We start from the raw sequence: 26,241 nt of genomic DNA, 5'->3' as shown, positions 1-26,241 counted from the left end.
TACTTTATTGGAACTTAAAGTTCCTAAATTAGGGTTGGAGGAGATCATATGCTAAAAAGATACGCAAAAAATTTGTTGGCCTTAGGTGTTGTTGCTTCAGCATTACTGGTAGGATCTCAATCTGCTTTTGCAAGTGACGGAGTGGGAGACACCCGGGAAACCGCAATTGCTATTTCCCCTAATTCAGCTGCCGTGCAAACTATTTCCGACAGTACGGATGTTGATTATTTCAAATGGACCAACGACACGGGAAAAACAATAAGCAGCGCTTCCTTTCATCTTTACAGCCCTTCCAACAATAATTACGATCTGTATTTTATTCACGTTCTGGCTCCATATAATAACTTCGAGTCCACGACAACAGCCAGCGACCACGGTAACGGAGTGGAAGACAGTATCTCCTTCAGCCCGATCTACCCCGGGGACACCGTCTATTTCAAAATTTACGGACACGACTCCTCCCAATACGGCAGTGCTCCTTATACGGTCTCTTTCTTCACCTATTAAGCCAAAACGCAAAAACCCTCCGAACCTGCAAATGCGGGACCGGAGGGTTTTTCTTTATCCGTTTACGCTAAGCCTTGCGCTTCAAAATACTTTTCTTGTGCGAAAACGTATCGAGGCTGCGCGGCCGCCGATCTCGGTTACTCTCCGTCCGCCTCGCTTACTTTTACAAGCATTTTTCCCAGATTGGTTCCTTTAAAAAGCTCCAGGAACGCTTTAGGAACGTTGTTGAAGCCTTCCACAATCGTTTCTTCGTACTTCAGCTTGCCTTCGGACAGCCACTTGCCCAGATCAGCTCCGGCTTCATGAAAACGGGCGGCGTAGTCGCTCAGAACAAAGCCCTGGATCAGAGAGCGGGTCTTGATCAGCTGAGGCTGAATCCGGGGACCCAGGTCGCCGTCCGTGCTGTTGTAGGAGGAGATGGCGCCGCAAAGCGGGATGCGCGCGTGGTCGTTCAGCTGTTTCATCACGGCGTCCGAAATTCGTCCGCCCACGTTATCGTAGTAAACGTCGACTCCGTCGGGACAAGCTTTTGCGATCGCTTCATCCAGGTTATCCGCCGTTTTATAGTTAACCGCGGCATCGAAGCCGAGCTCCTTCTCCAAGTACGCGGTTTTCTCGTCCGAGCCCGCGATACCGACGACGCGCGCTCCTTTCAGCTTCGCGATCTGCCCGACCATCATGCCCACGGCTCCGGCCGCGCCGGACACGACGACAGTCTCGCCTTCTTTCGGCTTGCCGATATCCAGCAGACCGAAGTAGGCCGTCATACCCGTTAGTCCGAGTACGCTCAAATAAGCGGACAGCGGGGCGAGGTTTTCGTCCACTTTGCGGACGGAGGAAGCGTCTACCGTATTGTTCAGCTGCCAGCCCAGCATCCCCAGCACTTTGTCCCCGGTTTCGAACTGCTCCGAACGGGACGATACGACCTCTCCGACAATCCCGCCGCTAATCGGCTCATTCAGCTTGTAAGGCGGCACATAAGATTTGGAGTCGTTCATTCTGCCTCTCATATACGGGTCCACGGACAAGTACAGCGAACGCACGACAACCTGGCCCTCGGCAGGATCGGATACGGGAACTTCCCTGAATTCGAAATGATCAACGGTCGGCATCCCCTCGGGACGCGAACGGAGTACGATTTGTTTATTCATCGGCACATGAATTCACTCATTTCTCGTTAGTTTTATTGAACAATGGTTAATAAAAAATAAGACTATCGCACAAACTAGCTGCACCATATCGGCCGTGACCTGCTTTTTACCCGATTTTGATAGTTTTAAAACTTTAAAACTATTGGGCCAAAAAATACAGGCTTCCCGACAATTTATAAACTGTCCAAGAAACCCGGCAAAAACTGATGAAACACGTCTCTCCGCAGTTCGCTCGTTTTATTCTGGCCGCTGCGGATCACTTTTATGAGGCCGGCTTCGTACAAAATCTTCAGATGATACGATACGTTCGATTTGTCCATGCCTACGGACTCGCCAATTTCCCCGCACGTATTGCTGCGTTCATGACGATGAAGATACCGGATCATTTCGATTCGCTTCACTTCGGCCAACGCCTTAAAAATCTTGACCCGCCGCTCGTCTTCCACAGTTAATTGTTCGATAGTCATAGAACTATTTTAGACTTCCTCCTATGTTATGTCAACTTGCCGGCGACTCTTCTTCCTTATCAAAGCTTTTCTCGTTTAAAAAGCTGTCTTCCAGGACGGTTGACTTGTCCCCGTATACTTTAATGATGTGTTTCTCGCCCCAGGCACATAGAGAATCGAGGATTTTTTGCAGCCCCCACCCGTATTCGCTAAGCTCGTAATCCACACGAGGCGGAATTTCCTGATGGATCGTTCTTTTGATAACTCCGTCTTCCTCCAGCTCTCGAAGCTGCTGGGTGAGCATTTTTTGCGTAATCGCCGGCATAAGGCGCTTCAGCTCACTGGTGCGCTTTTTCCCGTGCGTCAAATGGCAAAGGATCACACACTTCCATTTTCCCCCGATTATCTCCAAAGTCGCTTCGACCGGTATGTTGTATTTCTTCTTTGTCGTCATGTTACGGACCTCCCTTTATAGGTTCCTCAAAGATACTACGGTACTCCGAGGTACCTATAGTACTTAAAAGTACGTTCTTTTCATGCGAGACTCTATCCCCCATAATAGCATTCACCGGCCGGTATGCACCATACCGCTCGTTCAAATAACAGACTTCCAATTATACCCGGAATTCTGAACCGATAGGAGAGGGGAACCATGATTGCCGATTCACATAAAAGCACGCTCGCTCTATTGGCCCTGGCCATTAGCGCATTTGCCATAGGCACCACCGAGTTTATCAGCGTAGGGCTGCTGCCTCTGATTGCGGAGGACTTGCAGACCTCCTTGACGACAGCGGGACTTACCGTCTCCATGTATGCGCTCGGAGTCACGCTCGGCGCCCCGATCCTGACGTCCCTGACCTCCACGATGACGCGGAAAACGCTGCTTCTGTGGATTATGGTCGTCTTCATCATCGGCAACAGCCTGGCGGCCGGCGCGACGACCATAGGCGTCCTGCTCGCCGCCCGCATTGTCTCTTCGCTGGCCCACGGGGTTTTCATGTCTATCGGCTCGACGATTGCAGCCGATCTCGTCCCCCAACACCGCCGCGCCAGCGCGATTTCCATCATGTTCACGGGGCTGACCGTGGCGACCATTACCGGCGTGCCGATCGGCACCTTCATCGGCCAGCAGTGGGGATGGCGGCTCGCTTTTGCGGCCATCGTCGTTGTGGGCGTCGTCGCCTTCATCGCGAACAGCGTGCTCATCCCTTCCACACTGCCGAAGGGAGTCCGCACCACGTTCCGCGATCAGCTGAAGCTCGTGACGAACGGCAGGCTGCTCCTGATGTTCGTCATTACGGCGCTGGGCTACGGCGGCACCTTCGTAGTGTTCACGTTCCTGTCTCCGCTGCTTCATACCGTCACCGGCTTCGCGGAGAATACCGTCACCCTGCTGCTCCTCGTTTACGGAGTCGCCATTGCCGTAGGCAACGTGATCGGCGGCAAAGCCGCGAACCGCAAGCCTCTGCCTGCCCTGCTTGTCATGTTCCTCCTGCAGGCGGTTGTCCTGTTCGCGCTTGCTTTCACGGCCCCGTACAAGACAGCCGGACTGATCACCGTCATTCTGATGGGGCTGTTCGCCTTTATGAGCGTAGCCGGGCTTCAGGTCTTCGTGCTGACGCTCGCCAAACGCTATGTTCCCGCAGCGGTTGATGTCGCATCCGCGATCAATATCGCGGCGTTCAATGCCGGGATCGCCATCGGCGCTTACCTGGGCGGGATCATCACCGAACGGATGGGCTTGATCCATACCACCTGGGTGGGCGGCATCATGGTCGTGGCCGCCGTTGTTCTGACCGGCTGGAGCTTGCTGCTTGAAGGCAGGAATGCTCTTCGGGAAAATGCTTTGAGTTAAATACTTCTCCACTCCAGGCTCCAGGCGATTAGAGTCAATCTCTCCCCGAAGCCCGGCCTCTATACAAAAACACGGCACGCTGAGTCGTTCAGCGTGCCGTGTTTTTATTATCAATCCCCTAAACGTCATACTCCAGCTGTTTCTTCGCCTGGACGATAAAGTCGATCGGCGAGTCGATCTTGTCCGCCTGATACTGGACCGCGCCCATTTTCAAACTGAGGTCGACCTTGTATTTTTGGGCAAAATCCCGGGTGTTGAACTCTTCCAGGCTCTGCTTGATCCGTTCCATTACGACTTTGACCCCGTCACGGTCCGTGAACAGCAGCAGCCCCCATGTGGCGTCTTCCTTGTCCAGCAAGTACAGGGCATCGTTGGTCCGGATGCTGGCCTGGCTGATTTTGGAGACGTCGATAATGGCTTCCGCAAGCTGTTCATCACCGATAAGCGGTCGGATTTCGTTCCAGTATTTCACCTTGATGACGAGCAGCGTCAGCGGAATGTTATACCGGGTCGAGATCCCCGCGAACACACTCGCATCCTTCCGGAACGCGATGCTGTTCTTGAGGTCCGTCCGCTCGTCCAGCGTCGCCAGCCGCGCCTTCTGCTTCTGCAGATCGTCGTTCTCGGCCTGGAGCTGCCTTGTCGCCGTCGTAAAGAGCCAGATAACCACCGTCAGGACCGGCGTCATGATCAGCCAGAAGTAAGTCGATACGCCGATGGTCTCTCCGCGGGTTACGGTCTCATACAGAATGTAGGTCCCGTACCCGAAAATGAACACGATGTTCAGGATGAGCCCGGCTGTAACCGTGGTGAAGTAAGTGACTACCACAAAGAAGAAAGCGAGATTGAGGAAAATCAGATTTTCCACGTACCTGTTCGGGTCCCCGGCAGTGAAAGCGACGCAAACGTTGCACAGCACCAGCAGCGCCAGAAAAGCGATATCGGATAGAAGCGAACTACGATTAACTTTCATCGCGGCCACCTCTCTTCTTCAAGTGTTTGCGGATCAGCAGAATCAGCGAGAGAACCGCAAGAGCGGCGACCAGCACGAAAGCGACCAGGAAGCCGAGAACGTCGCCGCGCTGCAGCACGTCCTTCACCAGGGACTGGTCTCCCTCGCCCGCTTCTTTCTTGAAGCGGTAGGCGCTGACGCTGCCGTCCTTATCGGTGATGACGCCGTCGCCGTATACTTTCCACTTGGCGTTCTCGTTAGCGATCAGCTTGGAAGCCAGGTAATAGTTTTCGGCACGGGCCCCCGTTACGGCCAGAAAACCGTTGCCCGCCTGGAAAGGCGACGCAAGAAGCTGGAGCGTTCCCAGCCGCTTTCCGTACTCGGTTTCTATGCTAATTTTTTCGTTGGACAGAATGCCTTCGCCCTTGGGATCGTACTTGAAGTATAGATTCTTGTTGTTTTCCTGAATGAGCTTGTTGTCGATAAAGGTCCCGATGGCGATAATGTTGGAATCTTTCAGCTGGTCCGAGCCTGCCGTATCCTTGTAAAAACGAACGTCCCCCGTGTTGCCGCTGGCATATTGGCCCAGCAGGTTGAATACATTCGAGACGGAACGGTACGTGTAGTCATCCTTCGCCTCGGGAAGTACGACCGCTACGCGGTTGTACACTCCGTCACGCAGGAACGGATACGGATAGTTGTTGAACAGCATATCCGTCCGGTCCTTGGTTTTGAAATTGATCATGGAATCCTTCGTAAGGAAGGCCCATGGCGTCTGATTGCCGTTCTGCGTACAGGCGGCACTGACCATCTGCAGGTCAAAAGCGGCCGTCACGGAGAAGTTGCCGGATACCGCCGCGTTGGACGGAATCGCGAAAACCGCTTTGTCTCCGTTCGCCATTTCTTTCGTCAGCTTTTTGCTGCCGATCGGAATTCCGTTAATGGAGACCGTTACCAGGGAACGGTTAAAGTCGAGATTCTGGGCATACCGGAAATCGAGCGTGATCTGCCCGGCATCCGCGATGGACCGATTCGTCGGCAGAGATACGAAATAAGTCTTCTCCTGATGGCCCGGCCCTCTCACTTCGTCACCCGTCTCGGTAAACGTCACCTGGGTGCTGTAAGCAACGGGAGGAGTCGCTACATCGGTGCTCTCCTCGACGACCTTCAGGTCGCTGTCCATCTGCTCCATCAGGGACGGATTGGCGACGAAGCGGCCGGCCTGAACGAGCAGCTTCGGATTCTGGGAGGTCACGACCAGCGTCGGCTGCGTGTCCTTGTTCACCAGTTGGACGACGGCCTTCGTGTTGTAATCCTGCTTGCTCAGCAGCCCCTTGATTCCTTCCGGAAGCCGGTCATACAGCCCGACGAGGACAACCGCCTGCTTGTCCCCCAGCACATCGGCCCGGTAAGGCAGCAGCGGAATATCCTTGTCCGCGTTTTTCTTGGCCTTGGCGAAGCCGGAGAGCGCGTATACGGCCGTCTCCAGCTCGGCGGGATCGCTGTTATCCGGTACCGTCAGGACGCTCTGTCCGGCGCCGACCGTATCCAGTCCCGCGAAACGGTGACTGAAATCGTTGATGGCCGCTTTCAACTCGGCGTTCGTGTAGGCCACATCGATGCTCGATGTCGTAAACAGACTGAGCCAGTGATCGGGCGCATCGTCCGGCGCGCACACCTCGTTATCGACCGTACGGATGTAGCCGGTTATCTCCAGCATGTTGCTGCCCTTCTTGAGCCATTCTTTCGGCACGGATACCGACAACCGCTGGCGCCCGTTATCGGCGGCCACAGGGCGGAAGGAATGGAACGCGTGGCCGTTTACGGATAAAGTGACACTGGATATCAGTTCTTTAGCCAGCTGCGTGGCCTGATAGTCCAGATTGATTTTGACAGTTTCCACATTCCAGTAATCCATCAGTTCAAAATATTTCTGCTTGGAGCTTACGGCACCCGACAAGGATGCTTCGCTTTCGGTGAACGCAGTCTGATAAGTGCGCGCTTCCCCATTCGCGGGAGCAGCCGCGGCGCCCTGGCCGAACTGGGCCGCGAATATCGATAAGAGGCAGATGAACAGCAGCCATTTTTTCATAGTCATCATGAAATTCTCCTGTACTCGATTTTTCGTTGAAATCTTCCTAAGCGCCTTAATAGCGTTCGGTTTTATACCATTTTACTTCCCGGCCGAAAAGTTGATCCTTGAAATAGTTATAAAGGCCGTAAGCGGCGACCGCCATCCACATCTGGCAATAGGATACGTACATGAGCATGATGATCCAGACATTGGAGAGGTTCATCTCACCTTTTTCGGTAGTTAACGTAACATAAGTGCCTACTACAAAGAGCGTGACCGCCAGCAGCCATAAAAACGTACTGAAGCTTGCGATGGTCGTATGTACATAACCCAGCGCATTGAGCACAAGCAGAACGTCGGAGGTCACGAGCGCCGTCACCAGGAGGAAATAGATCGACAGCAGGTAGAGGATATCGAACCGGATCCTCTTCGCTTCGGGGTGAAAGAGCAGCTTGCAGTTCTTCACGATCACGTAAATGTTGCCCTTGGCCCAGCGGGTCCGCTGTTTGAACCACACCTTGACGGTCTGTGGCTCCTGTTCCCAAGTGACGGCCTTCGGCTGGAACTTGATCCGGTAGCCCATCATGTAGATCCGGAAGCTGATCTCGGTATCCTCGGCGATCGCCTTCACATCCCAGCCCCCGATGCTCTCCACGATATGCCGCCGCATAATAAAGTTGGTGCCGGGTATGGTGCACAGCTTGAACAGCTTCCACCTGCCGGCTTGCGCCATCCACTGGAACGACAGCGTCTCGATGTTGATGAAGCGCGTAAGCAGATTCACGTCCCGGTTGCGGGTGCGGAACTTGCCGATGACGGCCCCGAGGGAAGCGTCGTTCGTGATTTCCGCCACCAGGTACCGCAGCGCTTTTCTTTCCGGCGTGTTGTCGGCGTCGTAAATGGCGATCAGCTCGCCCTTGCTCTGCGCGAATCCCAGGTTGAGCGCGTTGGATTTTCCTTTGCCTCCCGTTACGGAATCGGTATTGATAATGATGAGATTGCGCCGGGGATTCCTCGCCTGGATGCCTGCCAGCAATTCCGCGCTGTTGTCCGAGGAATTGTCGTTGATCACGATAATTTCATACCGGTCTTGGGGGTAATCGAACGCCAGCAGCGCTTCCACCGTCTGGCTGATCACTTTGCCCTCGTTGTGAGCGGGGACCATGATCGTGACGAAAGGCTCTTCTCCCGCCGGAATGTCCGGCATAGGCTCTCTCTCGGTTTGCACGTAATAGAAGTAGCCCGCGATAATGAGCAGAACGTTAACAAGAAGAAGGGACCAGATGCACAAGACCGCTATCACCATCAGGTAGTCTGAGATAGTCATGGAGAGCTCCTTATTTCAAATATTTTTTGCGGTACAGACGATATCCGACCACGATCAAACCTCCGAAGACAACCAGGGACACCATAATAATGATGATAAAAATGCGGTTCTGAACGCTGAATGCCCCTGCCAGGCTCTGCTGCTGTTTCTTCTCGTATTCATAATCGGCGCTGATTTTTTGGGGTGTGTATTCCGTATTGACCGGATTGCCGTTGATCGTAACGGTTCCGCGGGACGAAGCGACTACGGTATCTCCCGCCTTCACCTCATGGCTTCCGGATTTATAATCCGCGAACGGGATCCCGGAGGTCCCCAGCATTCCGACAGCCTCTTCCATCTCTTCTTTGCTCCCGAAAAAGTCGTAAACGACGGCGGTATCCATCGGGAAGGCGGGTACCGACCGGTCCGCGGCGCCGAACTGCCGCAGAAAACTCATCGGCATACTGTACGGAGCGGACGCGAAAGGCTTCGACGTATCGGACGGATCGATGTACAGCGTCTTTACGTCCGGGAAAAGAACCGCGGAGTCGAAGAAGCCGAGACCCGACTTCGCGTACTCCTTGTCGTACGCCCAGTACATCTCCGTGCCGACGCCGAGCGGAGCCACCCCGTCCTTCGCCAGAACGGAGATAAACCCGTTCATCTTCTCCCGCAGGGTGCCGCCCTCCCGGCTCACTCCGTCCAGGACGACCGGAGCGTTGACCAGAATGCTTCCGTTGCGGGTCTGCACGTATTTCAGCGCTTCCGCATACCGCTGCATAGCCGGGTAGTCGGTGTTGCCGAATACGGGCCGGATGCTGATCGTAAAGGGAATTCCCGCTCCGTACAGCCTGTCCGCCGTCTCCTCCAGCAGATCCAGATCGGAGAAGGGATATATTTCTTTGAGGACCACATAGGCATGACCGTCCTCCTCTATACCTAGCCACTTCTTCAACACGGAGGCCATGGCAAGCTCGCTCAAATTCCCTTTCTGAAAATAAGGGACATACGCCGTTCCGCCCGCCTCGGCGCTAAAGGGCGCCTTGCGCCCGCTTCCGCTGAGCGTAATCGTGCCATACGTGCTTCCGCCCGTCTGCGTCAGCACCTCGATATCGCGGACCGGGATGTTCGCCTGCGTCCGCTTGTCCGCGGCGATCTCGGCGGTGTCGCGGCTGATTTTTTCCGTTGCGGCGGAAAGCTTGTCGCGCGTTTGGGCCGGCAGTTGATACCCCACATGAAGGTAAGCTCCCGGATATGCGGACAAATCGTCGAGATACGCCTGGTTGCTTATCCGGAGATCCCCGTCGTTGACGACGGTAATGACATTGGCGTAAGCCTGCATCGTCCCCTGCTTGTACCGGTCGATACTCGACAGGGTAACCTGCGTACGGTAGGAGGCCAGCAGCTGCTGGAGTACCGTCACATTACCCTCGCGCGGCGTCCCTTTGGCCAGGCTGTCGTAGAGCAGCAGCACCTTGACGGGCTCGGACCCGGCAGCGGACGCGTGAGGCAACGGAATCAGCAGCAGAACAAGCAGGAGCAGAAGCGGCAGGCTGATTTTATAGGCTTGGATGCTGCGCAAGCGCGTTCCCACCTTTCCCGGTTCCGGTGCGGATCTTATCCGCTTCATCCGGCGCGTAATCGTGATTACGCATCAGCCGGCGGCTTAAAATATCCGATACCGCCATAAAGGTGACGAGATCGAACGCGACCGTGAACAGAAATTCGTGCTTCGCGAGATCCGCGTCCCCCGCCCCGATGATCGAGACGAGAATCCCCGCCAAGCCGATAAAAATCATCGTGACGATCAGAATCAGGCGCTGGGCGAGACGGGGATCGCGGGCGCGGAAAGCGGCGAGAAACGAAGGCATGTACAGACCCACGAGCACGACAATCCAGATCACGATGAATCCGTATGTCTTCGGCGACAATCCTTTCTTCATCACACTGTAGCCGGAGAAGAAACCCGCATGCGTCCCGAACGGTTTTCCGGCGGAGGCTTCATAGTTCCCCATCGCGTTAGGCCGGATCGTAAAAGCGTCCTTGGCCGCGACATTCAGCATGGAACTCAGCTTGTCCGGGTGAGTGACATAGTAAGTCAGGATGGAAACGAATCCGTAGCGGCTGTAAAAATCTTTTTCCAGCATGGGTGAATTCACGTCTACGGTAGCGTAAGGTTCGTAAAAAATGCTGCCTTTCAGGATCGCGTACTGCTTATCGATCTCGAACGATTTCAGCGTATCCTCGGGATTCGCGGACTGCATCAGAACCCCGCGCGTCATGGCGTGATACTGGTTGATGTTCACGAATTCCTTGGAAATCATGGCGTAAGTCGCCACCCCCGATACGAACAGCAGCACCAGCGATCCCGCCGTTAGCAGCCGGAAGAGCTTCTCTTTGCGGACCCACAGGAGAACCACGGCCATGCAGGCGACGATAATGCCGACCGGGGCGTTCTGCTGCTTGGACGTCGTCAGGATAAGCGTGCTTATTACGAACAGTGCCAGCACCGCGTAATCGTTGTATCTTTTGCGGTACAAAAGCAGCCAGGACGCGAAGACGAACAACATCATCACGTACACGATGCTTTCGCCAAAGAAGGAACTGAAGTAGGCGGTGTACCCCGTGTCTCCGAACATAAAAATGGCCAGGAGCGCGATGAGATAGCCTTGTTTCCTGGCTATTTTCCAGGTCAGAGCTTCCACCAGCAAATACACGGCAGCCGTCAGCAGCAGCGTAAAGAGCAGCGCCTGAAAGCGGATGTCGAATACAACCGAGCTGAACAGAAGCTGGTTTAGCAGGAGCGCCGCTTTAATGAAGAGCGATTGGGATGACACTATAGTCGTGCCGTTTTCGTTAAAGTACTGGTAAATGCCGTACTGCTTGACGAAATAGCCGAAGCGCTGGCTGTCGTAATCCGGCAGATTGAAGTAAAGGCCCTCACTGTAGATGCTGCGGAAAAAGTCCCCGTTATCGGCTACTCCGATATAAGGAGGAACAAACAAGGCGAAGCCGGTGATCAGCAGAACACCCAAAGCGGCCAGCAGAGCCGGGGAAACATAACGTCCCGCCAGCATAAAACCTAGACGGAGCCGCTCTTTGATGGATTTTTCCGTCGTCATCCGGATCACCTTCCTTTGTGTAAGTTAGTAGGTATAAGCCAGCAGAGCCATGAGATTATCGAAGGAATACGCCTGGCCGGATGCGGCATCGCCGAAGCCTCCGTTAAGCGGGCTGCCTTCGTCTTTCACCTGATAGGCGTTCATTCTCTGAATGCTGTCCTGATAGAGCGATGCATCGCCGATCTCCGAGCCGATCATCGCCGCAATCGCGTAGATTGCCGTAGATTGCACCTGAGTGGCGGGCGTGCCTTCTTTCGTATAGCGGCCGTACAGGGTCCCCGCTTTTACATGTTCCTTGATGTAACGGATACTCGCCGGGTTCGGTTCACCCGCTTCCGCCAAATGCAGCACCGTGAGCAGGGATTCCACCATATTGATCCCCTCTGAGGTGTAGGCGTTCTTCTCGTAATCGAACCGTGTCTCGTAAAAAGGGAACGCGTCCGACAAATAACCTTTTGCGATAAGGCTTTTCATATTATCCAAAAGCGCTTGCTTGGAAGCATCGGGCACAGGCAGCATGCCGAGCGTCCGCAGGTCGATATAGCAAAGCGTCACGAACTTGTTCGTGATCCCGTACGTTTCATCGTAAAAGTCGTAAAGCCTGCCGTCCTTCACGTTCGTTTCGTAGAACCGCTTGCCGTATTTTTCCGCTTCCTTGGCGTAAGCCGGTTCGTCGAAGGCTTTGGCCGCCTCGGCCAGAGCCCGAATCACCCGCAGATCGTCCACCGCCGCGTTGAGCGGGTATTTCTTCTGCTGTTTGGGGCTGTACCGGTAGCTGAAGCCCTGCTTCAGGTCAAACGTCTGTCTGGCAAGCGCCCAGTGCTGAGCGAATTCTTCTTTTCGCTTGGATCGTGCGTCTTCCCTCATTTGAAGCGAGGCGGATTCGCTGAGCACTTCGCGGCCCGTAGCCGCCTCCTTGGCTTCATCCGTTTCTTTGAGGTTCGTAAACACGCCGAATGGACCCGTCATGCGGGTCTTTATAAAAGCATACAACGCCTGCCGTTCATTCTGCACGTTGATGATTTTTCCATTCTGCCCGGCCGGTTCCCCGGAAGGTGCCGGCATCGGAGAAGCGTCTTCTGTTTTCCGGTTGACGATCAGGAACAGAATCAGACACAGAACGACACCGAGCATGATCACGGTTCCTTTCTTCAAGCCGTCACTTCCTTTATTCCGAATCTCATTAAATCACCGTTATCTATGTTTAAGCTTAAAGCCGCTTTCCCTGCCAAAATATTCTACTTTCTTATACTGCCACAAAGTCACAAATCAAAGCAATGCCCGTTCCATTAAATTTGACATAAGGCGACATTAAGAAAAGCCGCAAACGCGGACTCCCGCAAAAAAAAAGAAGACCCCTCTCCTGACGAGGACGGGTCTTCCGTTATTTCCTTACATCTTGGCGATTCCAGATTCCGGCTTGGCTTAGAACGGATTCATGACGTGGAAAAAGACGTTTGGCGACGCCATCCGGTAGTAGAAGCTGCACCAGCCGACGCCTTTGTTCGTGAACCGGTTCGACGTGCTGTACAGCAGGCGCTCCTGCTCCAGCTCCTCGATCCGGCCGATCCGGCCTTCCGCGTAGTCCAGCAACCGCACGGACGCCGTATCCAGACGGCTCAGCACCCCGCCGTACCGGATGTCGATGATTTCCCATCCGAACGGCTTGAACATGCTCAGCCACTGGCTCCTGTGGGCCGCCCGCAAGGCGCGTACCGCTTCCGCAATCTCCGGAAGCACGTCTTCCGCGATACGCTTCAGCGTGCTTTTATCGCCCGCATCATAAGCGCGCTTCAGCTCGATGCCGATCTCGCTCTTGCGCTTCAGCACGCCGGCCAGCTTCTCCGGCACGTCGAAGATGTAGTCGAGCGCCGCGGCCGGGTCGCGCCTGCTGCGGATGTCCTGCTCCACCTTCGCGTAGTGGGCGGCCATCTCCAGCCCTTCGATCTGCTTGTCGAACAAGCCGAGCAGCACGTCCTGGTACAGCAGGAACTTCGACGGATTGCTCTGTTTGCGGTTGTCCGGCTCCGAACCCGGCGTTTCGTCCAGGTACTTCATCTGGAGATAGGCGTCCGCCTCAAGGCCGGTGCAGAATTTCACACGCTCGGCGAGCACGGCCCAGTCCGGGGAGCCCTCCGTATACGCGTGCTCCGCGTAAAACTGCAGACCGAGCAGCGCGATGTACGGGTTGCTCTCCATCCCGTCGTCGCCCCACATGGTCGCATAGGCTTCGCGAATGCCGTGCTTCTTGTTCACCCGCAGCGCGGCGTCGGTCGCCTTCAGCGACAAGCCGTAGTTCACGCCGAACGTATTGAACACCCAAACGCCGCCTGCGTATACGAGATTACAGCCGAGCGGAGCGTGCTGGGCAATCTGGCTTTCGTAGTCTGCTTCTTCGGTATGCACGTAATCCCAATATACCAGGTCGACGTCTTTGGGAATACGGGCGGCCATCTCGGCCGGAATTTGCGTGTCTTTGTTGTAATGCTCGCTGCCCGTGCCGGAAGCCAGCTTGAGGAACATATCGCTCCACATCATCGCTTTCAGCCCGCGGCGGCGCGTTATTTCCAGCACCTTATCCAGGTGCGTGACCATAATGTCAAAACGGCTCGTAAACCCGTTCTTGTCCAAATATTTGCCGCGGCCCAGCTCTTCCGCCTCGTCCATGCCGATGTGGATTTTACGGCTGCGGAACGGCGCGCTGGCCGCTTCGATCATCTTCTCGACGAGCTCGTCCGTTTTGTCGTAGCCGACAAGCAGGGCGCCCTTCGTGTCTTTGTATTCCTTGACGGGCTCCCACTTCAGGAACTCTTCCAGATGGGCAAGCGTCTGGATGCTAGGGAACGCTTCGATACCGAATTGATCCGCGTAATCGTCGATCTCTTTCAGCTCCGCTTGCGTGTAGCGCCCGCGCATATATCCGAAATAAGGCTGTCCTTCGATCTCATACGTGTCCTCAAGATACAGCATGACCGTATTCATGCCCATCAGCGCCATTTTGCGAATCATGAATTTAAAGCTTTCGAGCGTCAGTACTCCGTTGCGGGACAAGTCGAACATAGGCCCGACAACGTCCAGATGCTGCTTCTCCCGAATGCTGAACGACTCTCCGGTGCGTCCGTGCTGTACAAGAAGACCGAGCGCGCGGTAAAACTGATGCTTTTGTCCGTAACGGATGTAAGCCGATCCCGGCTCCAGGCCCACTTCCAAATCGCCGGAAGACGGCCCGACGGCAACTTTCAACCCGTCTTCCGCTTCCGTGACGGAAAGCTCCTGCAGCAATACCTGAAGACCCGGTTGCAGACCTGTCAAATCTCCTTCGAAACGCAATTTCATTAGCGGTTTCCTCCCCAATTGTTTTCCTGTTCCCGGCATGGCCGGTCTCTCTTTTTGTATGGGCATAAAGACCGAATCTTACGATGACTGAAAGCTCTTTACACCGTTTCATCGAGTCAGCAGCTTCATGAACTCCGGAAAAAGCGTGGAACCGTTTTTTTACCCAGATACTACGTTCTACAAGCCGCCGCATTGTCCTTCTCCAGCCGTATTCAAATAATTGATTAGGTTAAAAGAAAATGTTTTCAAGGCGGCACAAAAACATCCCGGCTCGGGAGTGCCGGAATATTTCGGCCTGCAGCTTGCTAGTATCGGCATCTAGTATTTATCGGTTACCACACCAAGAGAAGACGCTTTAATATAGGACCGGTTCCGAAGAAGCTTTAAAGTTTCCGGCTCTCCCGTCACCACAACCCCCAAAATATGGATATCGTCCTTGCTCAGTATTTTGTCCGGACCGGCCATTATATCGTAATCGGACTGCATTCTGGCTTTCTTTAAGGCCGGAATAAAAAATTGTTCAGGGTCGGGGAGCTGCTCCCCGTAATGATTAACCGCATGGAAGCCGATCGCGTTATCTTCGTAAATAGGAGACGGGAAGTTCTCAGTAACAACGTCCTCTCCATTTTTCCCCTTCTCTGTGTACCGCTGATAACTATTCGCTTTTCTAGCCTCTTCCTTCTGGGAATTTGCCCAATACCAGACAGGATTAGGCCCTGCAGACATCATCGTTCGGACTTCGTCCAAGGAATAAGATTTATCAAACGAGAGCGCCATCTCCACATATTTGTCCTTCCCTATCTGATCCAGAAGCTTGAGGTCATCCTTATAATGATTGTTGTAATCCACAAAAGGATCGTAAAATTCCATTTGTTTTACTCCCGCATGATTATACCTGGGCAGATAATCTTCTTGCTCTTGAGTCATTGCAGTGTACTCTAACGAGTTGCCTCCTCCCGAAGAAAATTTTTGTCCCGCTATTTCTCCCGACGTATCGTCGGGCGTCTGCATACCGTACATATAACGCCAAGTTCCGGTATACACCCTTTTGCCGTTTACGTATTTGAAGGTATAGAATTCCATTTCCCCGTTAAATATTCCATTCTGCCATCTGAATGAATCCATAAACTGATTTGCCCCTTTGACCAGATACCGTGCTTTTAATTGGTCAAGCAGCTTTCGGCCGTTCCTGTCGACCTGCTCTTTAGCATACGGGACGACAAAAAATACCGTAGAAACCAATAGGACAAGAGCTGTACAAAAACTGACGAGAACGGTTCTCAGCAAGGTCCGTTTTTTTGCTTTCCTTAAAGTCTGTTTAAACCCTTCACTTAATCGTTTTTCAACCGAAGTCTCGTTTTCATCTTTCTCCGTCGTATTCATGGTTCAGCTCCCATCTTGCTTTAAATTGATTTCTGGCTCTATACATGTAGGTTCTTACCTGGTGCTCGGATAAAAACAAAAGCTCGGAAATCTCCCGGTACGTCAGTTCCATTCCATATTTCATAACGAGGAGAGTTCGGTGCGTCTCTTTGAGGGAATCTAATATGCTTATAATTTCCTGCCGGTGTTCATTCCGCAGAATATGCTGCTCCACCTTCTCCTCTCCTGCCAAACATTCGGTAAACTGCTGTGCAGCAAAGGTCATATGCCGCTTATTTTTGGTATGCAACGTATAGTAACTGTTAACGGACACGCGGTATAACCAAGCCGTCATCTGCTCTTCCGGAATAGAATCGATATAGGTGAAAGCTTTGAGCACCGTATCTTGCAAAATGTCTTCCGCATCCTCCTTTCCTGCGCCCATTTTCATTAAAATCTTTAAAATCACTCTTCCTTTGACGTAAAACATCCGTACCAGTTCATCTTCCATAGTTCACCTGCCCTACCAGAAAAACCAATTGAATTTGCACTTATTAAACTATCGAAATGAAGAAAAGTATACAAATCGCAAAAATATTTAGCGGACCATCTGCCATCTTTCTGACACAATAGATCTTTAAACTGAGGGTTTAGAGAGCAGGAAGCGCCGTATAGTTATTACCAGGGCATCCGCCTTCTCCCGCTGATATACTAACGGTGATAGAAAGGAAGCGGACCGACTATGAAAAAAGTGCTGATTATCGAAGATGAAGCGCCGATTGCCCGCATTTTGCAGGCTTATCTGGAGCGTGAACCCTATAGCGTAAAATGGAATCCCGGAGACGGCGGCATGCGGGACTTGTTCCTGACCTGGAAGCCTGACCTGGTTCTCCTGGATTTGATGCTGCCCGACCTCGACGGACTGGACGTCCTGAAACAGATCCGGCAGCACGGAAGCTGTCCGGTCATTATCCTGACGGCCCGCGGTTCCGTACCGGACCGGCTTCAAGGGCTCCAGCAGGGAGCGGACGATTACATCCCCAAGCCGTTCGATCCCGACGAGGTGATCGCCCGGGTGCAGGCGGTGCTCCGACGCTCCGCCTATATGGCGGACAGCCGGACTGTCCGGCTGGGCAGCTTGGTCGTCGATTTTACGGCGTGCACGGTTCATTTGCATGACAAGCTGCTGCCGCTGTATCCGCGCGACTGGAGCCTGCTCGCCTTTCTGATCAAGCATCCCAACCAATGCTTCAGCCGCGAGCAGCTGCTCGACCGGGTGTGGGGCATGGACTACGAAGGAGGCGACCGCGCCGTGGACACGACGATCAAACGGCTTCGTCAGTGCCTACAGGACTGGCCTCCTTCCGAAGGGGAAATTCTTACCATACGGGGATTGGGGTACTCGCTGCATGTTCACTAAACCGCAAACACAACCGCAAACGATGCCCATGCTGCGTTTCTGGACCTGGCGCTATGCGCTGATTCTGTTTATCACCCTGCTCATCGTCAGTCTTATTGCGGGCGTCTGGATCACAAGCAATGCGAACCGGCAAAGTTACGAGGTGCTCCAGGCCAGAGCGGAGCAGCTCGCCGATTCCTACGCCCGGGTGATGACGCTTTATCAATTAAGCTCCCCTGCTCAGACTCAGGGAAGCATTCGCACCGAAGTGCGCGCGAACCCGGCCGTCAAAGTCTCCCCCTCCACCACTTCCGTTAATGTCATCAGCCCGATTGAAGTGGCACGGCCTCTGGGCGATGAAATGATGCAGATCGTTAACAGGCAGGGTAACCTCGATACGTACAGCAGCAGCGGTGCCCAGTACGACAACGCGGAACGCCCCGGCGGATACGCTGCGGTGCTGAAAGGGCAGACCGACCGCGAAAGCTTCTCCCTGAACGACCGGACTTGGCTGCGGGTAGGCGTGCCGCTAATGGATCGCGGCAGTGTAATAGGCGCTCTGTATCTGAGCACGCCCACACCCGACAATGCGGAACAGACCCGGCAGACTTACGTGATCGCCGTTCTGATTACGCTGGGTCTTGCGCTGGGCGGCTGGACCGCCATTTACCTGCTGCTCCGCAAGCTCACGAGGCCGCTCCGGCAGCTAGCCAATGCCGCTCTGCAGGTAGCCGACGGGCACTATGCTCCTGTCCTGCCGGTCGCCCCCATGAAAGAAAGAGAGCTTATGCAGCTATTTACTTCCTTTAACGAAATGACCTCCCGGCTCCGGCAGCTGGAACAGATGAGGACCGATCTCCTCGCCGGAGTGTCGCATGAGCTGCGCACTCCGCTCACTTCCATCCGCGGGATGGTCCAGGCCGTCCACGGCAAGGTGGTCACCGGAGGCGAAGCGAACGAATTTCTGGAGATCTCTCTCGAAGAAACTAAGCGGATGCAGAAAATGATCGACGATATGCTGGAGTTCTCGTCTCTGGAAGCGGGAGCTGTCCACTCCGAGAGGACAACGGTGGATCTCTCCCGGCTCGTGACCCATCTTACGCAGCAGCTAAGCTCCCTGCCCGTCTGCGCCAATGTTCGCGTCGAGACGGTCCTCCCTGCGCAGACAATCCGGCTGCTTGCGGATCAGGGGCAGCTTAAACAAATGCTCATGAATTTGATTATGAACAGTACGGCGGCGGGCTCAACCTCGATCACCGTGCACGCCTATCCCCTCGGTTCCATGATTCACGTGGATGTAAAAGACAACGGCAGCGGAATCAGGGAATCCGAAGTGCCGCATATTTTCGAGAGATATTACCGGGGCGACAGCCGGAGGAAGAAGAAGCAGGGGCTCGGTCTGGGCCTCCCCCTCAGCAGGCTGCTCGCCCAGGCCAACGGCGGGGAGCTGGCCCTTCAGGAGACATCGCCCAAAGGAACGGTTTTCAAGCTAACCCTGCCTGCCGTCTGATCCACCTTCTCATACCCGTCCCGACCAAGCCGTTCCGCTTCCCGAAGCCGGAACGGCTTTTTTCCTTGGAAGCTTTGGAAGCTTAGTAAGTTTTGGAAGTTGGGAACTCTTGAAGCCCTGAGGCTCCGGCCCATTTCCGGACGTTCTCTTCGTTGCCGCAATCTTTCTCCGCTGCCATATTCCCAACACAATGGGCCTGTATAGTCTTACCTGTAGCCGGCCCCGACAGTCGACATTCACAGATAGAGAGCCGGTCAATCCGATCGCGATGCGATCCAAACTCGGGAGGAATCACTATGAAAAAGAAGTTGGCAATGGGAACGATGGCTTTGGCGGTTTTTGCAATGGCGGGCTCTGCTTATGCGGCGCAGCCTGAGGCTTCTACCCCTGCATTCACGAAAGCGACCACTTCGATCTCCACAGTAAAGGGCGGCACAGCTGTCTTCAAGGAGGTTAAATTACCTCAGGGCGTCAGCTTCGAGGAATTTGCCAAAAAGCAAGGCCTGACCGCCGAACAGCTCATCGAAAAATTGAAAAAGGACGGCACGCTTGACCATTTGGCCGAAGCAAAGGGACAAACCGTTGAAGAGGCCGCCGAGTTTTTAAAGAAAAACGGACTATTCGCCGCAAGCCGTGACGCTCTGGCCATCAGCACTTTTTCCCCTGCGGAGCAGGGAGACGGAAAAACGGACGGCACTGCAAGGAACACCATCAAAGCCGTGCTTTTAGAAAAAAACGTGATGAACGGCAACGGCCAAACAGCCGAGACCGTAGAGGATATCACGCTCCCTCCAAGCTTGAGCTTCGAGGAATTCGCCAAGGCGCAAGGCTTGACCGTCGACGAACTGATCGCCCAATTGAAAGAGGACGGAACTCTGGATGTCATCGCCAAGGCAAACGGACAATCTGTCGAAGAAGCCATCGAATTTGTGAAAAAGAACGGATTGTTTGCGGCCGCCGAGAAGGCTTCCCTCTTCAGCACGATCATCTCGTCAGTGGACGGCGGTACAGTGGTTAGAGGGGCTGTCCAAGAAATTAAGCTCGATTCCAAGTAACCGGTGCAGTCCTCGGGACCGTAAGGGCACGCCGCAATCGTTTCAACATTCTTGTGTGCTCAAATGACTAGAAGAAACGGCAGACCCCTAAAATAAAAAGCTGCCCCGATAGGTCCGATGACCACGGGGCAGCTCTTCTTTTATTCAAAAGAGAGACCTGAACGGTATACATAGAAGTCTGGTTTCTATGGCTATGGAGCCGTGATTTTCAAAACAGGCCGGCTGGCGGCGGCCGCATTTTCCTTGCTCGCATAGCTGACGTACGTGTCGGAGCCGTTGGTGAGAGAACGGATTTCAACGGCAATCCTCTTGTCCCCGGAGGCCAGGGCACGCCGCACCGCCTCCGAAACGTCGATCATGACGGGGCTCCCGGCGGCAGGCACTTTCCATTCGGCCAGAGGCAGACCCGGCACAGGTTTGGTGCTCCATGTCAGCGTATTCTCGTCCCACTGCGCGGAAACGAGTCTCGCCTGATGGGTGACGGCCTTAGCCGGTGCATCAATAGGTGTCAGGACAATCGCTGCGCGACCGGCCGTTCCCGTATAAGACGAAAGGTCAAACTGCACGAGCGCGCTGCGGTTGTAGCTCACCGCTTCGTTCTTCACTTCCATGAAGCCGGCGGTTCCGTAGTTCGTGCCGGCATAGCTTCCGTCCCGTACGGTCGCGTCTCCTTTGGACGAAAGCAGGGTGGCGGCGGCGTTCGAAAACTTCGCGTGAAACGTTCTGCCGTAAGTACCGCTCACGTCCACCGAAAGCTTCAGCGTCGGGCTGTACTGGGTAACCTGAATCCCCGGATCCAGGAAGACCGCGCCGCTGTAGCTCCGGTTGATTTCGACCTGGATCTTGCCGCTGTTCTGCTGGGTCGGGTCTGACACGGAGACGTCCAGTCCGTCGGCGCTTTCTTTGACCAGAACAGAGGCCTTTTTATCCACGGTCAGGAAATCGGCTCCGTCCGCCTTGACCGTCTTCATGCCGTCCTGCCAGAAATTCGCGGCGACCAGGTTTAAGGTCTTCTCTTTAACCGCCTGCGCCGCCGTCGTGTTTTCCAGAATAGCAATGTCCGGATTGGCGGCATAGCTCTGTACCTGCGCCCGGCCGCGATTCGGCAGTGTGACATAGCCGTAGGAAGCATTAGACGGATTAACGCCGTGGTCCAGCCAAAGTGCCAGGTAATCGGCGCTTTTTATTTCCTTGTAGCCGCTCAAGACCAGCTTGGGGCGGTAGCTCGAATTCGGATTCTCGCGGCTTGCGTAGGCAACCGTTCCGTCCGGATCCGCAGGCGACGAGGCATAGATGCGCAGGGAGAACACCTTCTGGTTGTTCGCCAGGGCGTTCTGCAGCGGCTGGGACACGTCGATCGTGACGGGAGTTCCCGCCTGCATGCCCGACCACTGCCGGACCGGACTAAGCGGATTCGAAGACGGTTTGTTCGTCCAGAGCAGGCCGGTTTCCGTCCAGGAGTTGTCGGGAACCCATTCCGCCGTATGCTGGACCGCTTTAGCCGTAGGTCCGATCACAGTAGGGACAAGCGTAACTTTCGCGCTGTCGAACTGGACCTGCCCGGGCACGAAATTCGTTAAATCGAATTTCAGATACGTTTCTCTGGCGTAGCCGTTGGCGTCGTTTTTGACAACTAGCGTCGGCTCTGCGCCATGATTCCCTTCATTGGAACGGACGTAGGAATCTTCCGTCCCCATCACGTTGTACACGTCTGGGGTCGCTTCGTTAATCTCGTTCCAGGAGCCGGTTCTAGTTTCACGGGAAGCCTTCAAGGCGGCTGATCCCGGGAAGTAGTATCCTACGCTGGACGATTCCCCGTCCGTGTTGCCCTTCAGATACGCCCAGTTCGTTCCGGGCAGGGCCGCCGACCAGCCGGAAGCCGCAGGCTGGGCCGTTCCGTTCACGGTAAACTCGTTGCCGCCGGTGATCCGGCGGTTCTCCACGATCGTCTCCACCTTACGGGGAGAGCCGTCCCAGCCGCTGCCGGTCTGGCCGGAATTCGTGATGCCCGCTCCGAGCGATACGATCTCGTCATCGAACATGAACCACGATTTCTTCGCCGTCAGATTGGACGGAGTCAGAATGGCTCCTCCGCTTCCGATATCGCCCGGCGATTTCAGGTCCATTCCGGCGGCGCCGTAAGTTCCCAGCAGCTCCGCTCCGCCCGCCCACCGGTTCGGGCTCAGGTAGCTCGTCCAGTTGCTGCTGTTCGTGCGCTTCTGCGTATCGACGGTGGTCCCCGGGAGCCGGTACCGGTTTACCGTCGGCCAGAAGTTGTCGTACTGGCCGCTGTCGGCGTTGTACAGGTAAGTCATCCCGTCCCCGGTATACCAGCCCTGTACGTTGTTTTTATTGCCGGATTCGTATTTATCGACCCGGTTGGACGACAGGCTGAGCCCGAAGCCGAAGCCCGGGCGCAGGTGCACGGCTCGGTCCTGGTTCGCGTAGATCGAGGTTCCCGTCTTCTCTCCTCTGGACGGAACCGCCGAATTCACAATCTGCTTGAGCTGCAAATACTGGTACATCGAGGAAGAGTCCAGAATCTGATTGGAGGTATCCTTGCTTAACCAGTATTTCAACATGCCCTGAATGGCCTGTTTCGGGTTATCCGGGTACTTCTCCCCCATCTGTTCATTCGTGGACGGAGCCGTGAGCAGAAGGTAACCTATGGAGGCGATGAGGCCTTTGCCGGTCAAGACCGGTCCGGTGTCCGCATTTCCCAGTGCAGGCCCGAAGGCAATGTTCCTTCCCCGCACCATATCCATCACATTGCCGTCATAAATAAACGGCTCCACGGAATCGAACACCCACTTGTAAGCGTTCCATTTGCCGGCATCAGTCACGTCCCACTGGGTACCTTCCAGCGCGTAAAGCAGGATTCCGATATCGTTGAGCAGGGCGGTTCCGTAACCGCCGATGTAAGGCATAGCCGCATGCTGGATAAAGGAACCGTCCTGGTAAAAGCCGTCGCGGGCCGGCGTGTTCGGAGCTGAAGCCGGATTCACGTACGCAAAGACGCTGCCGAGCGCGTCCCTCGCGTTCGTTATTTTCGCGGCATCCTTCACCAGAATCCCCCGGTATGCGACCGAAATGGCCTGGTCGAGCAGATTGGCTCCGGTCATAACCGGACTTCCGCTCACCGTTCTTGCCGCCGAGTCAGGAATAAACCGGTTCACCGCACTCATATAATTCGTTAGCTGGGCAGCGGTTAAATCGTCCCGCATCAGGATGCCGATCTTGGTCAGCGCCTGGGGCACGCCGATCTGCCAGTGGTACCAGTTGCCGTAAGGAGCCACGGTCGTGTTGTACTTCTGCGCATAAAGCCAGTCGAGAGCGCTCAGCACGTCATTTTTCAGAGCCGGATTTCCGTAAAAGGAAGAACCCGGGGTGTAGTAAACCGTAATCATGGAAAGCAGGCGGTTGTACGAATTGGTGATGTCGCCCGATTTTGTATAACTGTCCGTGCTGGTAAAAGGGAGGTCGACCCACAAATAAGTCCGGTCCGCACCGCGGTTCAGGATATCCCAAACTCCTTTACCGCTGGAACAGGGAGCCGAAGCCGCCGCACACGAAGAAACGGCGCTGTCCATTTTGGCGAGCTTGCTGCGGAGCACGGGGTCCGAAACGGGAAGGGAGTATTGATCGTCCCCCAGAATCAAATGCAGCAGCTTCAAGCGCATGCCGTCATAAGGGTCCTCCGCCCGGGCCTGGCGCGCCCCTGCGCCGAGCAGCGTGAATACAAGGGAAAAACAGAGGATCACGGCAAGATAAGATGTTTTTGTCCAACGGTACATGGGCATACCTCCACCATTTTATCAAAACTTAATGAAAGCGTTATCTTTTCCATCATACGGGATTATACATCCTTACACGTGCAAGATTTTTACTTTTATCGGTCTAATTTTTACTTCCATAATTTACATTTTTGACTTGAATAGCATTTTTCTAGTAATCTGATAGAGTACCCTCTTGCACCCATCACGTCATTATAAGCATTCTTTGCCCTCCGAGATTGTAACTTATGACACCTGGGTATTATATCTTGTGGGAAAAACTTACTTGGCTCCGCCCAAAAAGAGAATCGTTTAAACAGGGGAGATTGGTATATGCCGGCTATCGACAAGCAAAAAATCGTAGAAAGTGTACCCCAAAAGGGGTTTTTCGGACATCCCAAGGGACTGTTCACCTTATTTTTTACCGAGTTTTGGGAGCGGTTTTCCTATTACGGAATGAAAGCCATCCTTGTTTTCTACATGTATTACGAAGTGACCCGCGGCGGTCTCGGCTTCCCGGAAGGAACCGCACTGGCCATTGTGTCCATTTACGGTTCCCTCGTGTATATGTCGGGGATTATAGGAGGCTGGCTCGCCGACCGGCTGCTCGGGACTTCACGGGCCGTGTTCTACGGCGGGATTCTGATCATGTTCGGGCATCTCGTGCTGGCCGTGCCGGGGAACGTCGCTCTCTTCTTCGTCTCGATGGTGCTGATCGTGCTCGGCACCGGGCTGCTCAAGCCTAACGTATCCAGTGTCGTAGGTGAAATCTACAGCGAACAGGATACCCGCCGCGATTCCGGCTTCAGTATTTTCTATATGGGAATTAATCTCGGCGGCTTCCTCTCTCCGCTTATCGTGGGAACGGTGGGAATGAAGAACTTCCACCTCGGATTCGGCCTGGCGGCTATCGGGATGTTCCTCGGGCTGGTCTTGTTCGTTCTGACCAAGAAAAAGAACCTCGGGCTTGCCGGAACCATTGTGGCCAACCCGATGTCGCCGGCCGAGAAGAAGAAAGTCTTCACGATTATGGGAATCGGAATCGTCGTCGTGGCCATCCTGGTTGCCATCGCCATCCCGGCGGGCCTGCTGACCTTCTCCACGTTTATCAAGCTGATCGGGGTGCTCGGTCTTCTGATTCCGACGATTTACTTCATCGTTATGTACAGAAGCCCCAAAACTACTGCCGTAGAACGCTCGCGGCTCGTGGCTTATATCCCGCTGTTTATCGCGTCGATCATGTTCTGGGCCATTCAGGAGCAGGGCTCCACGATTCTGGCCAACTACGCGGATAAACGGACCCAGCTGGACTTCATGGGCCTGAACATTTCGCCGGCCTGGTTCCAGTCGCTCAACCCGCTGTTCATTATCGTATTCGCGCCTGTCTTCGCGTGGCTGTGGATGCGGCTCGGCGACCGCCAGCCGACGATTCCGAAGAAGTTCTCGCTCGGCCTGCTGTTCGCCGGCTTGTCCTTCCTCGTCATCCTGCTGCCGGCCTATTTCGGCGGTGACGCTCTGGTGAATCCGCTGTGGCTGGTGCTCAGCTACTTCATCGTCGTAGTCGGCGAACTGTGCTTGTCGCCGGTCGGCCTGTCCGCTACGACGAAGCTTGCGCCTGCGGCCTTTACGGCTCAGACGATGAGCCTGTGGTTCCTGTCCAACGCGGCGGCCCAGGCGATCAACGCGCAGATCGTCAAGTTCTATACGCCCGAGACGGAGATGCTTTATTTCGGCGTCATCGGCGGAGCCGCCATTGTGCTCAGCCTGCTGCTCTACGTGCTGTCTCCGAAAATTCAAGGCTACATGAAGGGTGTAAAATAAGATTTTGCGGCAAACCTCCGGTCCAAACCGGAGGTTTTTTATTTTTTCGGAGATGATAAGCGCCATTCCGGAACCCTCTCCAAACTCACTTTATCCCGCCGCATTAACCGCAATCGTTTAACCAACTTTTCCTGCAATCTTCCATTTACCAGTACCGAAGAACTATTTACATTTAATTCCTATTATATTACGCTATTTCCAGAAATACTAAAATACAACGATTTCCTGAAAGCGGGTTTTACGCAGTGACCGATGATTGTGCGGTTAAAGTCTACAAAGCTCTCGGTGAAATCACGCGTCTGCAGATCGTCAAGACGCTGGTTAAGCGGCGCGAGCTCGCGTGTCAGGAGATGGCCGCGCAGTTAAGGATCACGGCCGCCTCCACATTGACGCATCACTTGAAACCGCTGCTCGAATGCGGCGTGATTGCCGTCCGTAAGGAGGGAACGTTCCGTTACTACCACGTACAGAGGCACGTTCTTGAACGATACGCGCCTTATCTGCTCCACGAGTAAACCGTTTTACTTTCTATTTCGGTATTTGCAAAAATATAAAATTATCAAAAAACGGAG

20 protein-coding genes are annotated in these 26,241 nt (G+C 54.4%); 7 read left to right on the top strand and 13 right to left on the bottom strand.

Features of this window, described 5'->3' with window-relative positions; translation table 11 throughout:
* Window positions 1-48 precede the first annotated feature (48 nt).
* Window positions 49-507, top strand: a complete 459-nt coding sequence (locus ABH899_RS15670; RefSeq protein ID WP_369997860.1) for a hypothetical protein — start codon at window positions 49-51, stop codon at window positions 505-507.
* A gap of 137 nt (window positions 508-644) precedes the next feature.
* Here ABH899_RS15670 and ABH899_RS15665 read toward each other — a convergent pair whose 3' ends face one another.
* The 3 genes from ABH899_RS15665 to ABH899_RS15655 all read right to left on the bottom strand — a co-directional run bounded on the left by ABH899_RS15665 (window position 645) and on the right by ABH899_RS15655 (window position 2,558).
* Entirely contained in the window at window positions 645-1,664 is a 1,020-nt protein-coding gene (locus ABH899_RS15665) for an NADP-dependent oxidoreductase (RefSeq protein WP_369997858.1), read from the bottom strand.
* 167 nt (window positions 1,665-1,831) lie between these two features.
* Window positions 1,832-2,125 carry an ArsR/SmtB family transcription factor gene (locus tag ABH899_RS15660; RefSeq protein WP_369997855.1) on the bottom strand — a complete coding sequence of 98 codons (294 nt, stop codon included), beginning with the start codon at window positions 2,123-2,125 and terminating at the stop codon, window positions 1,832-1,834.
* Between the two features lie 31 nt (window positions 2,126-2,156).
* Window positions 2,157-2,558: a winged helix-turn-helix transcriptional regulator gene (locus ABH899_RS15655; protein ID WP_369997852.1), complete on the bottom strand. Its 402-nt coding sequence runs from the start codon at window positions 2,556-2,558 to the stop codon at window positions 2,157-2,159.
* A gap of 198 nt (window positions 2,559-2,756) precedes the next feature.
* Between ABH899_RS15655 and ABH899_RS15650 the strand changes: the two genes are divergently transcribed.
* Window positions 2,757-3,959, top strand: a complete 1,203-nt coding sequence (locus tag ABH899_RS15650; protein ID WP_369997850.1) for an MFS transporter — start codon at window positions 2,757-2,759, stop codon at window positions 3,957-3,959.
* A gap of 118 nt (window positions 3,960-4,077) precedes the next feature.
* On the opposite strand, the gene ABH899_RS15645 is transcribed toward ABH899_RS15650, so the two are convergent.
* The 9 genes from ABH899_RS15645 to ABH899_RS15605 form a co-directional block, all read right to left on the bottom strand.
* The gene (locus tag ABH899_RS15645; protein WP_369997847.1) at window positions 4,078-4,932 is read right to left on the bottom strand and encodes a diguanylate cyclase domain-containing protein; all 855 of its coding nucleotides are present in this window, start codon (window positions 4,930-4,932) and stop codon (window positions 4,078-4,080) included.
* On the bottom strand, window positions 4,922-7,012 hold the full coding sequence (locus tag ABH899_RS15640; protein WP_369997844.1) for a cellulose biosynthesis cyclic di-GMP-binding regulatory protein BcsB: 2,091 nt from the start codon (window positions 7,010-7,012) through the stop codon (window positions 4,922-4,924). The genes ABH899_RS15645 and ABH899_RS15640 overlap by 11 nt, the downstream gene beginning before the upstream one ends.
* 46 nt (window positions 7,013-7,058) lie before the next feature.
* The gene (locus tag ABH899_RS15635; protein WP_218230594.1) at window positions 7,059-8,312 is read right to left on the bottom strand and encodes a glycosyltransferase family 2 protein; all 1,254 of its coding nucleotides are present in this window, start codon (window positions 8,310-8,312) and stop codon (window positions 7,059-7,061) included.
* A gap of 10 nt (window positions 8,313-8,322) precedes the next feature.
* Window positions 8,323-9,873: a hypothetical protein gene (locus ABH899_RS15630; RefSeq protein ID WP_369997841.1), complete on the bottom strand. Its 1,551-nt coding sequence runs from the start codon at window positions 9,871-9,873 to the stop codon at window positions 8,323-8,325.
* The gene (gene wsfD / locus ABH899_RS15625; protein ID WP_369997838.1) at window positions 9,851-11,413 is read right to left on the bottom strand and encodes a glycan biosynthesis hexose transferase WsfD; all 1,563 of its coding nucleotides are present in this window, start codon (window positions 11,411-11,413) and stop codon (window positions 9,851-9,853) included. The genes ABH899_RS15630 and wsfD overlap by 23 nt, the downstream gene beginning before the upstream one ends.
* 24 nt (window positions 11,414-11,437) lie before the next feature.
* Entirely contained in the window at window positions 11,438-12,568 is a 1,131-nt protein-coding gene (locus ABH899_RS15620) for a hypothetical protein (protein ID WP_369997835.1), read from the bottom strand.
* 270 nt (window positions 12,569-12,838) lie between these two features.
* On the bottom strand, window positions 12,839-14,749 hold the full coding sequence (locus ABH899_RS15615; protein WP_369997832.1) for a family 20 glycosylhydrolase: 1,911 nt from the start codon (window positions 14,747-14,749) through the stop codon (window positions 12,839-12,841).
* Window positions 14,750-15,067: 318 nt separating this feature from the next.
* Complete coding sequence (locus ABH899_RS15610) at window positions 15,068-16,132, bottom strand: anti sigma factor C-terminal domain-containing protein (RefSeq protein WP_369997829.1); 1,065 nt, start codon at window positions 16,130-16,132, stop codon at window positions 15,068-15,070.
* Window positions 16,110-16,622, bottom strand: coding sequence for an RNA polymerase sigma factor (locus ABH899_RS15605; protein WP_369997826.1), 513 nt, complete (start codon window positions 16,620-16,622; stop codon window positions 16,110-16,112). Before ABH899_RS15605 ends, ABH899_RS15610 begins: the two co-directional genes overlap by 23 nt.
* 231 nt (window positions 16,623-16,853) lie before the next feature.
* Between ABH899_RS15605 and ABH899_RS15600 the strand changes: the two genes are divergently transcribed.
* From ABH899_RS15600 to ABH899_RS15590, 3 genes are all read left to right on the top strand, one after another.
* Window positions 16,854-17,531, top strand: a complete 678-nt coding sequence (locus ABH899_RS15600) for a response regulator transcription factor (RefSeq protein WP_369997823.1) — start codon at window positions 16,854-16,856, stop codon at window positions 17,529-17,531.
* Entirely contained in the window at window positions 17,521-19,020 is a 1,500-nt protein-coding gene (locus tag ABH899_RS15595) for a sensor histidine kinase (RefSeq protein WP_369997820.1), read from the top strand. The genes ABH899_RS15600 and ABH899_RS15595 overlap by 11 nt, the downstream gene beginning before the upstream one ends.
* Window positions 19,021-19,316: 296 nt before the next feature.
* Window positions 19,317-20,075 carry a hypothetical protein gene (locus ABH899_RS15590; RefSeq protein ID WP_369997817.1) on the top strand — a complete coding sequence of 253 codons (759 nt, stop codon included), beginning with the start codon at window positions 19,317-19,319 and terminating at the stop codon, window positions 20,073-20,075.
* Window positions 20,076-20,266: 191 nt separating this feature from the next.
* On the opposite strand, the gene ABH899_RS15585 is transcribed toward ABH899_RS15590, so the two are convergent.
* On the bottom strand, window positions 20,267-23,869 hold the full coding sequence (locus ABH899_RS15585; protein WP_369997815.1) for a polysaccharide lyase family 8 super-sandwich domain-containing protein: 3,603 nt from the start codon (window positions 23,867-23,869) through the stop codon (window positions 20,267-20,269).
* A 312-nt stretch (window positions 23,870-24,181) separates the two neighbouring features.
* Here ABH899_RS15585 and ABH899_RS15580 point away from each other — a divergent pair, with 312 nt between their 5' ends.
* Window positions 24,182-25,669: a peptide MFS transporter gene (locus tag ABH899_RS15580; protein WP_009675956.1), complete on the top strand. Its 1,488-nt coding sequence runs from the start codon at window positions 24,182-24,184 to the stop codon at window positions 25,667-25,669.
* A gap of 245 nt (window positions 25,670-25,914) precedes the next feature.
* Entirely contained in the window at window positions 25,915-26,184 is a 270-nt protein-coding gene (locus ABH899_RS15575; RefSeq protein WP_369997811.1) for an ArsR/SmtB family transcription factor, read from the top strand.
* The last annotated feature ends 57 nt before the right edge of the window (window positions 26,185-26,241 follow it).

Origin of the sequence: Paenibacillus sp. RC84, assembly GCF_041260495.1 — a bacterium.
In the GTDB taxonomy this organism is placed as follows: domain Bacteria; phylum Bacillota; class Bacilli; order Paenibacillales; family NBRC-103111; genus Paenibacillus_F.
Note: the sequence above shows the minus strand (reverse complement) of the source record. Positions and strands in the feature narration are given on the sequence as shown.

Excerpts from the sequence above, each read along its gene's own strand:
- ABH899_RS15670 (WP_369997860.1), top strand. The coding sequence starts at position 49 with ATGCTAAAAAGATACGCAAAAAATTTGTTGGCCTTAGGTGTTGTTGCT.
- ABH899_RS15660 (WP_369997855.1), bottom strand. The coding sequence starts at position 2,125 with ATGACTATCGAACAATTAACTGTGGAAGACGAGCGGCGGGTCAAGATT.
- ABH899_RS15655 (WP_369997852.1), bottom strand. The coding sequence starts at position 2,558 with ATGACGACAAAGAAGAAATACAACATACCGGTCGAAGCGACTTTGGAG.
- ABH899_RS15650 (WP_369997850.1), top strand. The coding sequence starts at position 2,757 with ATGATTGCCGATTCACATAAAAGCACGCTCGCTCTATTGGCCCTGGCC.
- ABH899_RS15645 (WP_369997847.1), bottom strand. The coding sequence starts at position 4,932 with ATGAAAGTTAATCGTAGTTCGCTTCTATCCGATATCGCTTTTCTGGCG.
- ABH899_RS15640 (WP_369997844.1), bottom strand. The coding sequence starts at position 7,012 with ATGATGACTATGAAAAAATGGCTGCTGTTCATCTGCCTCTTATCGATA.
- ABH899_RS15635 (WP_218230594.1), bottom strand. The coding sequence starts at position 8,312 with ATGACTATCTCAGACTACCTGATGGTGATAGCGGTCTTGTGCATCTGG.
- wsfD (WP_369997838.1), bottom strand. The coding sequence starts at position 11,413 with ATGACGACGGAAAAATCCATCAAAGAGCGGCTCCGTCTAGGTTTTATG.
- ABH899_RS15615 (WP_369997832.1), bottom strand. The coding sequence starts at position 14,749 with ATGAAATTGCGTTTCGAAGGAGATTTGACAGGTCTGCAACCGGGTCTT.
- ABH899_RS15610 (WP_369997829.1), bottom strand. The coding sequence starts at position 16,132 with ATGAATACGACGGAGAAAGATGAAAACGAGACTTCGGTTGAAAAACGA.
- ABH899_RS15605 (WP_369997826.1), bottom strand. The coding sequence starts at position 16,622 with ATGGAAGATGAACTGGTACGGATGTTTTACGTCAAAGGAAGAGTGATT.
- ABH899_RS15600 (WP_369997823.1), top strand. The coding sequence starts at position 16,854 with ATGAAAAAAGTGCTGATTATCGAAGATGAAGCGCCGATTGCCCGCATT.
- ABH899_RS15595 (WP_369997820.1), top strand. The coding sequence starts at position 17,521 with ATGTTCACTAAACCGCAAACACAACCGCAAACGATGCCCATGCTGCGT.
- ABH899_RS15590 (WP_369997817.1), top strand. The coding sequence starts at position 19,317 with ATGAAAAAGAAGTTGGCAATGGGAACGATGGCTTTGGCGGTTTTTGCA.
- ABH899_RS15585 (WP_369997815.1), bottom strand. The coding sequence starts at position 23,869 with ATGTACCGTTGGACAAAAACATCTTATCTTGCCGTGATCCTCTGTTTT.
- ABH899_RS15580 (WP_009675956.1), top strand. The coding sequence starts at position 24,182 with ATGCCGGCTATCGACAAGCAAAAAATCGTAGAAAGTGTACCCCAAAAG.